The following is a 12,543-nucleotide window of genomic DNA, read 5'->3' as shown; positions in this document are numbered from 1 at the left end:
ACACTGTATTGTAATTACAGCTCCAGCGTCGAGAGGAGCCCTATCCTATGCCTGGCCTCGGCTACCTATCCACCACCGGACAAGCACTTTCCCTCCTGCTCGTGGGCCTGTTGGCCGGCAGCATGTACGGAATCTGGTTCGGTTACGACATTACCCGCTATTCGCCCGCCGGCTTTGTCGAGGTGCATCAGGGCGCGGTGCGCGGCCTCAACACGCTGCTGCCGCTGATGGGCCTTGCCGCGATCGTCGTTGTGGTGGTGCTCGCCGTGCTGGCCCGGCAGCGGCCTACAGTGCTGATGCTCTATGGCGCCGCGGCGCTCGGCCTCGTCGCTGCCGGGCTGATCACCCGCCTCTGCAACCAGCCGATCAACGACGTGGTGATGGGCTGGTCCGCCGATGCTCTTCCGGCCGATTGGGAGACGCTGCGCAACAGCTGGTGGAGCTGGCATGCGGCGCGGCTCGGGGCCACGATCCTGGCGCTGCTGCTGCTGATCGCGGCGGTGTTCACCGACCGCAGCGCCTGACGCTACTCACACAGCCGCGCCGTACAGGTCTTGCCGTGGCAGCCGAGATCGACATGCAGGTGGTCGCGATGCTCGGCATTGGCCTCGGGGCCCAGCACGGTGGTGAAATGCGCGCAGGCGGAATCATGGGCGAAGCGCAAGAGCCGCCCCTCGGGTGACAGCGCGTCGGTCCAACCGCCTTCGACGGTGACGAAGCGGCCGTCCTCGAGCTTGAAGCCGACCACGTCGAGCGCGTCGGCGAAGGCGTGGAAGCTGAGATTGCCACCACTGCCATTGTTGACGTTGCGGCACATGTAGGAGGTGCCGACCACCACTTCGGCGATCCGCGTGTTGTCTCGCGCCAGCAGGTAGCTGTCGATGGATTCGATCCAGGCCGGCAGGGCCGAGGCGATGCCGCAATCGGTCTCGACACCGCCCGCCACCGGCACCATCCGGCCATTGGCCAGCACCCCGGTGACCGAGAGCGGCGATTGCGTGCCGCACTGCTTCTCCTCGATCGGCGGCAACGCCTTGGCCTCGACCTTGCCGAGCAGCACGGCCGGACAGGCGGTCTGGTAGATGCGCGGCGGGGCGGTCGGCTCCGCCGGTTCGACCACCTGCTCGCCGGGAGGTAGCGGCGGGCCGATCGGGTCAGGGGCGGGCGGGGTCGGCGCGGGCGGTTCAGCGGGCGTTTCCGGCGTTGCTGCCGGGCGATGCCGGGGCAACTTTACCGCTGGCTCGGTGGAGAGTTCTGCCGGCCGGGGCTTGGGCAGGGGCACGGTCGCGTCACCTGCCTGTTGCGCCAGGGCGGCAAAGCTCATGCTGGCGAAAAGGCAGGCGAAAACAAAGCGCATGAACCCCGAACGCGGCGACCCTGCATCAGGTTGCGCGATCGATCCGGAGGGTGAAGCAGTTATTGGTGGCCGAGCGCATATGCACGTAGGCGACGTCCGCTCGCTCGAGGATCGCCTCGGCCGCTGCCTCGATGCCATCATTTCCAACCACGATCCCGGTGCCGTAGACGATCCTGTCGTCGGCGCCGTAACCGCGCAAGATGCGGCCGCTCCTGCCGCGCTGTTCGCGCTCCGGCAGGCCGGCGGCGGGCTCGTAGGCCGGACACGCCTCGGCATGCAGGAAGATCGGCCCGAGCTCGGCATAGGGCTGCGGCGCCGGGAACGGACGATAGGCGAGGACGAGGTAAGCCTCGCCCGCCGCGACGTTCTCGAGGCAGTGCCGGCACGGCACCCCGTCCCCATCGGAAATGCGCCGCTCCGGCGCCTGGCCATTGGCGTCGGGGGCGCCGGCGCGATAGGCAGCGGCGAGATCAGAGGGCATTCCGGAATAGCGTAGCGTCATGGGGGTCTCCTGTGCTGGGGAGACGTTTGCCGAAGGTGGTGGGGGGAAGCGACCCGGTTTTGGCGAGTGGGTGATTGTCGATTGCTTGGCACGATTGCCCCTCCAACTCGATGTCATCCCGGCGAAGGCCGGGACCCATCCTGAGATGCTTCGGCTCGTCTCTCATAACCGCACCACCTCAGGATGGGCCCCGGCCTGCGCCGGGGTGACACCGTGGTTGGGGGGAGACCGGAGACGATGACACCGGTGGGGAGGTGAGATGGTGCCCACCCTTTTCTCCACGGACCCTACTCCGGCCGCCTAAACTCCATGATCCAGTTGGTCTCCCACGTTTCCCCGCCATCGTAGGAAAAGGCCTGGCTCCAGCGTGGGGTTTCGGTGTCGGTGCCGCTCCAGTCGAACAGCACTTTGACCGGCCTCTCGCCATCCATGTCGTCGCCGGCAAAGCTGCCGCGGCCACCCTCGAAGCGGCCGAACACCGGCGGCTCCAGTACGCCCTTCTCCGAATTGATCCAGTAGATCGCCCACTCGTCGCGCTCGGGGTTGTAGATCCTGAGCGTCATGCCCCTAAAACCCTTGGTCGGGAAGTCGCTCTCATCCACCGACACCATGCCGCCCAGCATCAGTTGCGCCGTCTCGTAGGAAGTGAACACTTCCCACTCGGTCGAGCCGACACCGCGCGCCTTGAGCCGCCGGTTGCTGACCACCCAGTCGCCGTGGTTGAACGCAAAGCCGCGCCGTGTCTCCGAATCCATCTCGCCCTCCAGTGACGCTGCCGGCCGGCCAAGTCCGGCTCGGCCCAGCGCTCCGGAAGTCGTGTAGCGCACATACCCTGCCAGTGCGTGTCAGGCTTTCAATCCCCTCGCTAGCGCAGGCTGAACGGCGGGTAGTCATCGGTGACGAGGAGGAACGCATAGGCCCAGACCCGGGCGGACCACCGGCCGACGCCGACGACGAAATCGAACATGCCGCGGGGGTAATTGCCGGTGATGAGGATGGCGAACCACGCCACGATCGTCGCCAGCACCGCGACGATGCCGAGCACCGCCAGCACGATGTAGTGTGGGATCGCCAGCAGCCATTTTACCAGCGGCAGCCAGCGGTTGAGCTCTGCCGCCTCGGGATAATCGACCTCGAGGTGCACGGATTGTGCGTCGACGGTCGAGGGATACTTGTCGGTGAGGAGGAACAGATAGGCGCCGACCCGGGCGCTGAAGCGCGCCAGCTCGACGCCGAAATCGAACCACCAGCGCGGATAAAGCTGCCGGAACACCAGCATCAGCACGGTGGCGAAGAACAGCCCGGCGGTGATGCCGCCGCCCGCCGATCTCATCGCGTTGCCGGCCGCATCGTAATAATAGTAGCCGCCGGCGTCGGAGAGGAGGCTCAGGACGATCAGGATCGGGATCGCCCAGATCAACCGGAAGAATGTCGTCAGCCGGTCCATCTGCCCGGGATAATCGACTTCGAAACGCGCCGCGTAGTCGCTGCTGCCTGCCATTGTCCGCCCCTCGTTTGACATGAACCTGCCGTGCACCGACGGCGACCCATTGCATGGTCCGAACCGTCCATCGCACCCCGCCGGGAGCCTAGCACGCCCGGGCGCGGCGTGGTCACGTCATCGCAGCGCCGAGATGGCTACGCATCTGCCGCTGTTAACCGCCGATAAACCATCTTTGCCCCGCCACACGGCTCTGGTATCAGCGGCCCATGTCCGTACCGCTCGACCATATTCGCAACTTCTCCATCGTCGCCCATATCGACCATGGCAAATCGACGCTCGCCGATCGGCTGATCCAGCTCACCGGTGGGCTGGAGCAGCGCGAGATGAAGGAGCAGGTGCTCGACTCGATGGATATCGAGCGCGAGCGCGGCATCACCATCAAGGCGCAGACCGTCCGGCTGACCTACAAGCACACCGACGGCGAGACCTACATCCTCAACCTGATCGATACGCCTGGCCATGTCGACTTCGCCTATGAAGTCAGCCGGTCGCTGGCCGCCGTCGAAGGCTCGCTGCTGGTCGTCGATGCCAGCCAGGGCGTCGAGGCGCAGACCCTCGCCAATGTCTACCACGCCATGGATGCCAACCATGAGCTGGTGACCGTGCTCAACAAGATCGACCTGCCCGCAGCGGACATCCCGCGCGTAAAACAGCAGATCGAGGACGTGATCGGTATCGATGCCACGGACGCGGTGGAGATTTCCGCCAAGTCGGGCCTCAACATCGACAAGGTGCTGGAAGCCATCGTCGAGCGCCTGCCGGCGCCGAAGGGCGATATCAACGCGCCGCTGAAGGCGCTGCTGGTCGACAGCTGGTACGACACCTATCTCGGCGTCGTGGTGCTGATCCGCGTCATCGATGGCACGGTGAAGAAGGGCCAGAAGATCCGGATGATGAACGCCAACGCGGCGTACGAACTCGACCGCGTCGGCGTGTTCACCCCAAAACTCGTCGATATCGGCGAACTCGGGCCCGGCGAGATCGGCTTTTTCACCGCCTCGATCAAGGAAGTGGCCGATACCAATGTCGGCGACACCATCACCGACGATCGCCGCCCGACCGCCAGCGCCTTCCCCGGCTTCCGCCCGGCGCAGCCGGTGGTGTTCTGCGGTTTGTTCCCGGTCGATGCCTCGGATTTCGAGGAGCTGCGCGCCGCCATGGGCAAGCTGAGGCTCAACGACGCGAGCTTCAGCTACGAGATGGAAACCTCAGCGGCGCTCGGCTTCGGCTTCCGCTGCGGCTTCCTCGGGCTCTTGCACCTCGAAATCATCCAGGAACGGCTGAGCCGCGAGTTCAACCTCGATCTGATCGCCACCGCGCCATCGGTGGTGTACGAGGTGCACCTCACCAATGGCGAGACGCTGCTGCTGCACAACCCGGCCGACCTGCCGGACGTGGTGCGCATCGACCACATCAGCGAGCCGTGGATCAAGGCCACCATCCTCACCCCCGACGAGTATCTCGGCTCGATCCTGAAACTCTGCCAGGATCGGCGCGGCATCCAGCGCAACATGACCTATGTCGGCAACCGCGCCATGGTCGAGTACGACCTGCCGCTCAACGAGGTGGTGTTCGATTTCTATGATCGGCTGAAGTCGATCTCGAAGGGCTATGCCAGCTTCGACTATACGCTCGCCGATTACCGCGAGGGCGACCTGGTGAAGCTGTCGATCCTGGTCAATGCCGAGCCGGTCGACGCGCTCTCGATGCTGGTGCACCGCAATGTCGCCGAAACGCGCGGCCGCATCATGTGCGAAAAGCTCAAGGACCTGATCCCGCCGCACCTGTTCGTGATCCCGATCCAGGCCGCCATTGGCGGCAAGATCATCGCCCGCGAAACTGTGCGCGCCATGCGCAAGGACGTGACGGCGAAGTGCTATGGCGGCGACGCGACGCGTAAGCGGAAGCTGCTCGAGAAGCAGAAGGCGGGTAAGAAAAAGATGCGCCAGTTCGGCAGCGTCGAGATCCCGCAGGAGGCGTTCATCAAGGCGCTGAAGATGGGGGATGAGTGAGGGTCGGCACCTTCTCAAACCATTCCAGAACCACCCTCAATAGCGCTCCGGCGTGCAAATCCCGCCGGAGATGCGCTACCTGGCCGCAGAAGTGGGGTTGTCAAAGCCCTCCGTTGGGCAGGGTTGCGTCTAACGCGTCATGAGGCCTAGTTCTTACGGGGAACAGCGACTCCGCCCTTGCGCTTGATGCCCGCTTCTACCCGGAAGATGTCCGGCACATTTATCTTGCCGTTTGCCCGCTCTTCCATGACCGCGATACTGATTAGTGCGGCAAGAAGAGCTGCCGGCCCATCGGTGTCCAGTTCCAGCTCTACTGGAGCGAGCCACCTGCCATTGCGTGCCGCGTGGATAATTTCTTGCACCACCCTTGAGCCGACCCATATTGAGAACAGCTCTAGCCGGTCAATTGGCACGAACTGACCGCGCAAGGCACCCAAGGCCGCGTCCATCCATCGATAGTCCTCTCGCAACTCCTCGAGGCGAGCCTCCGATGCCCTGCGAACTCCCTCGATTAGGCCAAGATGATCGACTGCTCGACCGGTAGGAACCGGCTGGTGCTCAGCGGCCTTCTGCCAAGCCGTGAGAAAGGTTCGGGGAGAGCAAGTGTTCTTAGCATCGCTCAGGTGAAGAGGAACCCACGTATACACCCTCCCTCGGCGGGCATCGGAACCCATATATTGCCCCGCGAGGGCATTCACCAAAAGCACCTGATCATCTGCGGCTGGCCGGTTGTACGTTCCGAATACCCGAAGCGCGCCAGTAGCAGAAACCGCCTCAGCAATTCTTACTAGCGCACTGCGACCAATGGAGCTCCGGCTAATCTCGAAAAAAAGCAATCCAAACAGCTCCGACGGCTGCCAACTTAGATTCACGTGATCATTCTTTAGTTTCGAACCGTCCGGAAACTGAAATAGTAACGGATCCGAATACTGATCAGGCCTAATGAATATCTTTACGCGAAACGACCTAAAGGACTTGAGACCGAGGGCCCGCTTCAGTAACGCCGACGTAAGCAGTCTAATCGTCTGCCAATCTGCAGCCAATCTATCTAGCGCGTCGAAGATGATTAGGACAATCCTGTTCTCGCCCGACATCTTGATGTCGGCAAGCGTCAGTGCTGTATCAAAGAGACTCGGTGACGACTTCAGCAGGTTGAGTGTGAGCCCGAGATCAAGGTCTTCAGGCTGTTGCAATGCGCTTTGCATCGCGCGATAGATCACGGCGCGCCAAATGTCGTCGGCCGAAAACCCATCAAGCAGAGCTCTGCTTATTGCATCTCGGGTGGGTGCCACCGGCGAAGCTCGGTCTGATCCATTGAAGCCGATGACTACGTCGGCTTTTGCAAGTGCTGGCTGACCGTACACCTTTGCGACCTCGGCCCGCACCGTAGGGTCGAGCAAGGCATGAGTCCAAAGACTCTTCCCCATTCCCCGGTTCCCAACGACTAGCTGCCTGCCCGGGTCAAGAACTGATCTGTGGCTGTCGGGCGTAAACACTCTGTCGAGCATAACTTGCTCGTTCGGTTCCACGCGGGATGCGGGACTAAGAGCCGCCAGGGCTGACCGCACATCTCGGAAATCCGGATCGCTAGGTTCGATTGAGAAGAGATCACTCACGGTCATGAACTGTAGCATGCCTTAGGTTGGCAATGGACCGCTCTAGTCCATCCAGAAACGGCCGAAACGTTTGTTCATAGAACGGCCGCGAGAGGTGGCTGTTCTCGCGAACAGGGTCGAACCCCACGAAACGCGTGTCGAACGGAATAACGAAAGGCGCATGTGGAGCATCAGGATCGTCTACCGCGAAATTTATCGCGACCCCTTGCCCCTCTTCGCCTCCCCCCTCTGTATCGTCAAAAGCGTCGTATAGGTTGTCAGCGAAAAGGTCATACAGGTTCGCGATGTACGCGCTGGCCGCGGGGTCACTCAAATCTGCTTTGGAGTATACCGGCTTCAACAGCAATCTCCAGTCGGCCGACCTCCCTGAGGTGAGGTCGCTCACTGCGAGCAATCGGAGCGCGGCGAACAAAGAGCGATAGCCTGAAATGGTCTGGTGCTGAGCAGTGCCGAACAACAAAACCAATGCACCCAGACTTAGGACGGCGGGAGCTGTGAGTTCCGCCAAACCGGCGCGGCTATCAATCAGGATGACGTCGTAGGATTCTCGACTGGCAAAGCGATCGATCATGGCAGCAATCTGCTGGCCAACTGTTACTGTGTCTCCCGCGGGAGTTACGTCCTCCACCATCGCCCTCGAAAGCTTTGGGAGCACGTTCTCTGGATGGCCGATAGATTCGCGTCCGAATGCAGGAATGACATCGACGCGACCAGTGCCCCCCCTGGTCATAGGACTAAGGCCAACGAAGTCCGCCAGGTCATCGTCGCTGATTGCACGGATGCCGTCCTCGACTAGGTAGTCAAGCACCCCAAATCGAGGAGTGCGCTCGGCTCCGAGAACGATGTCAGTAAGCCCCGGCGCCTCAAGGTCAAGGTCTATCAAGAGTACATTCTTGCCTCGCTCGGCCATGTCCATCGCTGAAACACTAAGCGCGGTAGAACGCCCGACACCTCCCTTGAGGCTGGCAAAGACGACACGCGGCGGGGAAGCGGGTTCGTTAAGAGGCGGTGTCATCCATCCCGACCCTACGATCCGCCTGTCAACGACCCAACAAGTTTTGTCGTCACCACCGAACGGTAAGCGCGATGCATCCTCAAGAATTAAGCTCGCTCCGGGATCGTCCAAAAATATGAGGGTGTCGCTACCTCGAGAGTAACCCTCTAACGCTGAAACGAAAATTTGGGTAAGCCGCGCTCGCTCTTCGGCCGTCGGCGATACAAGTCTCGCGACAAACGATAGCTTACCGGCACCATCGCGAAGTGCCACGCCGCTCTGAAGCGCTTCGACACCGAGTTCGCTCTCAACTAGATCGATCAGAACATTAAGCGATTCATCAAAGCCAACGCTCATCGTCACAACCCGATTTGGGCTACAAGCTTTTCGGCTTGTGCCTGCCACTTGTCGACCCATCCACCCTCGATCTCAGCGGTTGGAGCATAGCGCATGTCCGTATCCCAATTCTGAAACAGCGAACCATCGTTTGCGTACTTGAGAAGGTCTCCTTGTCGACGGCCACGTGCGCTTCGGCCTAGCATGGCTTTCAGGGCGGGGAAGTGCGCGTAAAATGGATCGTCACGCCTTTTGTCCTGTTCAAGCGGTTGCATTCCGCTTTCTCGCATGAGCTCTTTCAGCGCCAATTCGCCCGACAGGCCAAATAGGTAGCCCGCTACGGCCTTGCCAGCGGCACCAACTTTGGCGCAATCCCCCTCAACCAGAGCCTGTGCTACACGCAAATGTCGTCTGGCCGCTCCGGCCAAGTCTTGCCCGTAGGCCATGTTGCCCCCCCAAAAAACCTTTGTCGCAGACTGGGTTGAGTGTCGTCAATTGCAGGTAGCTCCGACGTTCAATTGGCAGCGGACTGTGCTTCTCGCATCGTTGCTGAGGATAGCGCGACCTACCCAGGTCCGCGCGTCGTACGCCGTCAGTCCGACCATCATCGGCAGGGGTGCGATCGTTGGCTTCATACCCTGCGGCGCTGGCCAGCAGCTGTTCGCGGTCGTCTCAGCGAGCCTCCCCACTGACGGCGTCACCCCCCGCCCGCCCCCAACGCAATCCCCATCGCCGCCCGCGCCGTCGCCTCATCGCACACCAGCGCACTCCCGAGCCCCGAACGCAGCACCGCCGCGATCGCGTGGGTCTTGTTGGCGCCGCCTGAGGCGAAGACCACGTTGGGCACCTTGCGCAACGCTTCGAGCGGCAGGGCGATGGCGCGGCGGTTGATCGGGTGGTCGATGGGCTGGCCGGCGGCATCGACGAATTGCGCCATGACGTCGCCCACCGCGCCCGCCGCCACCAGCTCGTCGATGCTCACGTCGCGGGGCAGGCCATAGCGCATCAGCAGCGAGCGCTCGGTCATATCGCCGATGGTCAACAGGATCAGGTCGTTGCGGCCGATCCGCTCGAACGCCTCCTGGAACACATCCTGCGTCATGATCGCGTCGTGCGATTGCGGGCTGCCAGCATAGATCGGGGCGGCGAGATAAGCGCAATCGGCGCCGAGGTGCCGCGCCAGATCGCCGGCGATGTCGAAGGTGTTGATCTCGATGCCGCGCGTCAGCCCGCCCATCACCGAGTTGACCAGCAGCTCGGGGCGCTTCAGCGACGGCATGTGCCGCACCGTCTCACGCAGGGTCGTGCCCCAGCCGACGCCCACCCCGGTCATGGTGCCATCGGCCAGCAGCTGGCCGACATAATCGGCGGTCGCCTGCCCCAGCAGCACCGGCACCAGCGCCGCATCCTCGGGGGTGGGCACGATGATGGCGCGTTTGAGCCCAAAAGCCTTGATCAGCTGCTGCTCGAGCTCGACGCATGAGGCGAGTTTCGAGTTGAGCGTGATGGTGACGAGGCCGGTGCGTCGGGCCTCGCTGATGATGCGGTTGACGCGCAGGCGGTTGGTGGAGAGCGCATCGGCGATCTCGCCCTGCGTGCGTCCCTCCATGAAATAGAGCCAGACGACGCGCACCGACATCTGCTCGTCCGACATGCCCTGCGGCGCTGGTATTGCCACGCTGATGTGCCCTCGCCCTCAGGTCCGGCTCAGCATGGACATGACTCCCGGGTCGGCTGTCAATCGCATCTCCATGGCAGTGTCATACATTTGTAACAGACGCTTGACATTTGTAAACGGTGACCACTAGCCTTCGTCTCCTCGCCGCCATGAAGCGGGTCACGCCGGAGCAACCGGCCAAGGAAAGACGGCGAGGCTCGAGAGGAGAGAAAAATGACAGGCAACAAACGCGGCCATGGTGCCGTGATCGGCCGGCTGCTGGCCGGCGCTGCCGTGGCGGCGCTGGTCTTGCAGGCCGGCGGGGCAATGGCGCAGGAACGCACCAAGATCGAATGGTGGCATGCGCTGGGTGGCCGGCTGGCCGAAATCGTCGACAAGCTGATCGTCGATTTCAACGCCAGCCAGGACAAGTACGAGCTGGTCGGCATCAACAAGGGCAATTACGAAGAGACCATGGCGGCGATGGTGGCCGCCTATCGCGTCGGCCAGCAGCCGACCCTGGTGCAGGCGGCCGAACGCGGCTTTCTCACCATGCTCAATTCCGGCGCCGTGGTGCCGGTGCCCGAGCTGATGCAGAACCAGGGCTATGACATCAAGTGGGACGACTTCGTCGCCCCGGTCGCTGGCTTCTTCCTCGTCGACGGCAAGCCGGCCGCAATGCCGTTCAACAGCTCGACGCCGATCTTCTGGTACAACGCCGACCACTTCAAGGCGGCCGGCTTCGACAAGCCCGGCGAGACCTGGCAGGAGATCGACACCCAGCTGCGCGCCATCAAGGAAAAGGGCGTGTCCGACTGCTCGATGGTGCTGGCCAACGATTTCTTCTGGAGCATGCTCGAGAACTACGCCGCCATCCAGGATCAGCCCTGGGGCACCAAGGCCAACGGCTTTGGCGGGCTCGATACCGAGTTCATCTTCAACCAGAGCCCGATGGTGGTGGGCCAGCTGGAACGGCTGCAGAGCTGGATGAACGATGGCGTGCTGCAGCTGGCCGGACAGGGCCTTGCCCCCGACCAGCTGTTCACCTCGGGGCAGTGCTCGACCTTTGTTGCCTCGACCGCGGCGCATGCCGGCGTCGAGTCGACGGCCAAGTTCAACTGGAGCGCCACCTTCCTGCCGCACGAGGCAGGGGTCGAGCCCAAGAACAGCACCATCGGTGGTGGCGCCCTGTGGGTGATGAAGGGCGAGACGGACGCCGAATATGCCGGCGCCGCGGCGTTCCTCGATTTCGTCGCCTCGCCGGCCACCCAGGCCTGGTGGAGCAAGGAAACCGGCTATGTGCCGGTGACCATGACCGCCTACGAGGCGATCAAGGCGGATGGCTATTATGACGAGCACCCGACCCGGGAAATCGCCATCCTGCAGTTGAGCCGCGGCACGCCGACCGACAACTCGCGCGGCTTCCGCTTCGGCAACCACAACCAGTCGATGCAGCTGCTGGTCAAGGAAGTGCAGAGCGTGTGGACCGGCGAGAAGACGGCGCAGCAGGCGCTCGACGCGGCGGTCGAGCAGGGCAATCAGATCCTCCGCCAGTATGAGAAGCTCCATGCCGGCGGCTGAGGGCAGCATCGAGATCGGGGGCGGCGCCAGCCGTCGCCCCCGGACGTCGGGCGGGCTGGCGCTCGGCCGGCTGTTCCCGCGCGCCTCGCGCGCCGGGCTGAAGACCGCGCATTTCCACCAGCCGTGGCTGGCCGCGGGGCTGCTGACGCCACAGCTGCTGATCCTCGTCTTCTTCTTTTTCATTCCGTCCTACAAGGCGCTGTCGCTGGCCTTCGTGCAGGTCGATCCGTTCGGCGGCATCCAGATCTTCGTCGGGCTCGACAATTTCCTCGCGCTGTTCGCCAGCGCCGATTACCGCGACAGCGCGGTGTTCACGCTGTGGTTCTCGGTGGTGCAGAATGTGCTGACGCTCGGGCTCGCGGGGCTGTTCGCCTTCGCGACCGACTATGTCATTCGCGGGCGCGGCCTCTATCGCAGCATCATCCTGATGCCCTATGCCATCGCGCCGGTGATCTCCGGGGTGATCTGGGCGTTCCTGTTCAACCCGGCGGTCGGGCCGATTGCCGAGATGCTGCAATCGCTCGGCATTCCGTGGGACCCGAACCGGCGGCCGTTCGATGCGCAGCTGCTGGTGATCATCGCCTCGGTCTGGAAGCATGTCTGCTACGACTACATCTTCCTCGTCGCGGCGCTCCTCGCGGTGCCCGCCTCGCTGCTCGAAGCGGCGACGCTCGACGGCGCCGGGCATATCCGCCGGTTCTTCGCCATCTCGGTGCCGCTGATCACGCCGACCATCTTCTTCCTCATCGTCATGAACTTCGTCTACGGCCTGTTCGAGACCTTTGGCGTCATCGACGCGATGACGCGGGGCGGGCCGGCCGGGGCGACCAACAGCCTCGTCTACAAGGTCTACCAGGATGGCTTCGTGCAGCTCGACCTCGGCTCGTCCGCCGCCCAGTCGGTGGTGCTGATGATCGTCGCCGTGGTGTTCACGGTGCTGCAGTTCCGCGCCCTCGAGCGCAAAGTCAATTACGGGGTGTAGCG

The 12,543-nt window shown here is 63.0% G+C and carries 12 protein-coding genes; 4 read left to right on the top strand and 8 right to left on the bottom strand.

Annotation, left to right across the window (positions count from 1 at the left end):
• Window positions 1-47: 47 nt before the first annotated feature.
• Window positions 48-524 (top strand): anthrone oxygenase family protein, encoded by a 477-nt coding sequence (locus AC1ROK_RS04330; protein WP_492844171.1) that lies wholly within the window; start codon window positions 48-50, stop codon window positions 522-524.
• A gap of 2 nt (window positions 525-526) precedes the next feature.
• Here AC1ROK_RS04330 and AC1ROK_RS04325 read toward each other — a convergent pair whose 3' ends face one another.
• From AC1ROK_RS04325 to AC1ROK_RS04310, 4 genes are all read right to left on the bottom strand, one after another.
• Window positions 527-1,357: an extensin-like domain-containing protein gene (locus AC1ROK_RS04325; RefSeq protein WP_492844169.1), complete on the bottom strand. Its 831-nt coding sequence runs from the start codon at window positions 1,355-1,357 to the stop codon at window positions 527-529.
• A gap of 25 nt (window positions 1,358-1,382) precedes the next feature.
• A complete protein-coding gene (locus AC1ROK_RS04320; protein WP_492844167.1) occupies window positions 1,383-1,859 on the bottom strand; it encodes a DUF1203 domain-containing protein in 477 nt (158 codons plus the stop codon).
• A 287-nt stretch (window positions 1,860-2,146) separates the two neighbouring features.
• Window positions 2,147-2,614 (bottom strand): hypothetical protein, encoded by a 468-nt coding sequence (locus tag AC1ROK_RS04315; protein WP_492844165.1) that lies wholly within the window; start codon window positions 2,612-2,614, stop codon window positions 2,147-2,149.
• Window positions 2,615-2,724: 110 nt separating this feature from the next.
• The gene (locus AC1ROK_RS04310) at window positions 2,725-3,360 is read right to left on the bottom strand and encodes a DUF4389 domain-containing protein (protein WP_492844163.1); all 636 of its coding nucleotides are present in this window, start codon (window positions 3,358-3,360) and stop codon (window positions 2,725-2,727) included.
• Window positions 3,361-3,569: 209 nt separating this feature from the next.
• Between AC1ROK_RS04310 and lepA the strand changes: the two genes are divergently transcribed.
• Window positions 3,570-5,375, top strand: coding sequence for a translation elongation factor 4 (lepA, locus tag AC1ROK_RS04305; protein WP_492844160.1), 1,806 nt, complete (start codon window positions 3,570-3,572; stop codon window positions 5,373-5,375).
• A 146-nt stretch (window positions 5,376-5,521) separates the two neighbouring features.
• Here the strand turns inward: lepA and AC1ROK_RS04300 are convergent, their stop codons facing one another.
• The 4 genes from AC1ROK_RS04300 to AC1ROK_RS04285 form a co-directional block, all read right to left on the bottom strand.
• Window positions 5,522-6,775 carry a hypothetical protein gene (locus AC1ROK_RS04300; RefSeq protein WP_492844159.1) on the bottom strand — a complete coding sequence of 418 codons (1,254 nt, stop codon included), beginning with the start codon at window positions 6,773-6,775 and terminating at the stop codon, window positions 5,522-5,524.
• 208 nt (window positions 6,776-6,983) lie between these two features.
• Window positions 6,984-8,342 carry a ParA family protein gene (locus AC1ROK_RS04295; protein ID WP_492844157.1) on the bottom strand — a complete coding sequence of 453 codons (1,359 nt, stop codon included), beginning with the start codon at window positions 8,340-8,342 and terminating at the stop codon, window positions 6,984-6,986.
• A 2-nt stretch (window positions 8,343-8,344) separates the two neighbouring features.
• Window positions 8,345-8,767 carry a hypothetical protein gene (locus AC1ROK_RS04290; RefSeq protein ID WP_492844155.1) on the bottom strand — a complete coding sequence of 141 codons (423 nt, stop codon included), beginning with the start codon at window positions 8,765-8,767 and terminating at the stop codon, window positions 8,345-8,347.
• A gap of 251 nt (window positions 8,768-9,018) precedes the next feature.
• Window positions 9,019-9,975, bottom strand: a complete 957-nt coding sequence (locus AC1ROK_RS04285; protein WP_492844682.1) for a sugar-binding transcriptional regulator — start codon at window positions 9,973-9,975, stop codon at window positions 9,019-9,021.
• A gap of 237 nt (window positions 9,976-10,212) precedes the next feature.
• Here AC1ROK_RS04285 and AC1ROK_RS04280 point away from each other — a divergent pair, with 237 nt between their 5' ends.
• Together AC1ROK_RS04280 and AC1ROK_RS04275 are read left to right on the top strand one after the other, a co-directional pair.
• A complete protein-coding gene (locus tag AC1ROK_RS04280; RefSeq protein WP_492844153.1) occupies window positions 10,213-11,559 on the top strand; it encodes an extracellular solute-binding protein in 1,347 nt (448 codons plus the stop codon).
• Window positions 11,546-12,541, top strand: coding sequence for an ABC transporter permease (locus AC1ROK_RS04275; protein WP_492844151.1), 996 nt, complete (start codon window positions 11,546-11,548; stop codon window positions 12,539-12,541). The genes AC1ROK_RS04280 and AC1ROK_RS04275 overlap by 14 nt, the downstream gene beginning before the upstream one ends.
• Window positions 12,542-12,543 lie beyond the last annotated feature (2 nt).

The organism is Devosia sp. GW821-FHT12F11, from assembly GCF_058806655.1.
The sequence above is the reverse complement of the archived record's forward strand: the minus strand, read 5'-3'. Positions and strand labels throughout refer to the sequence as shown.

Bases quoted from the DNA above. Each gene is read 5' to 3' on its own strand.
- AC1ROK_RS04280 (WP_492844153.1), top strand. From the start codon at position 10,213: ATGACAGGCAACAAACGCGGCCATGGTGCCGTGATCGGCCGGCTGCTG.
- AC1ROK_RS04330 (WP_492844171.1), top strand. From the start codon at position 48: ATGCCTGGCCTCGGCTACCTATCCACCACCGGACAAGCACTTTCCCTC.
- AC1ROK_RS04320 (WP_492844167.1), bottom strand. From the start codon at position 1,859: ATGACGCTACGCTATTCCGGAATGCCCTCTGATCTCGCCGCTGCCTAT.
- AC1ROK_RS04295 (WP_492844157.1), bottom strand. From the start codon at position 8,342: ATGAGCGTTGGCTTTGATGAATCGCTTAATGTTCTGATCGATCTAGTT.
- lepA (WP_492844160.1), top strand. From the start codon at position 3,570: ATGTCCGTACCGCTCGACCATATTCGCAACTTCTCCATCGTCGCCCAT.
- AC1ROK_RS04285 (WP_492844682.1), bottom strand. From the start codon at position 9,975: ATGTCGGACGAGCAGATGTCGGTGCGCGTCGTCTGGCTCTATTTCATG.
- AC1ROK_RS04290 (WP_492844155.1), bottom strand. From the start codon at position 8,767: ATGGCCTACGGGCAAGACTTGGCCGGAGCGGCCAGACGACATTTGCGT.
- AC1ROK_RS04325 (WP_492844169.1), bottom strand. From the start codon at position 1,357: ATGCGCTTTGTTTTCGCCTGCCTTTTCGCCAGCATGAGCTTTGCCGCC.
- AC1ROK_RS04275 (WP_492844151.1), top strand. From the start codon at position 11,546: ATGCCGGCGGCTGAGGGCAGCATCGAGATCGGGGGCGGCGCCAGCCGT.
- AC1ROK_RS04315 (WP_492844165.1), bottom strand. From the start codon at position 2,614: ATGGATTCGGAGACACGGCGCGGCTTTGCGTTCAACCACGGCGACTGG.
- AC1ROK_RS04310 (WP_492844163.1), bottom strand. From the start codon at position 3,360: ATGGCAGGCAGCAGCGACTACGCGGCGCGTTTCGAAGTCGATTATCCC.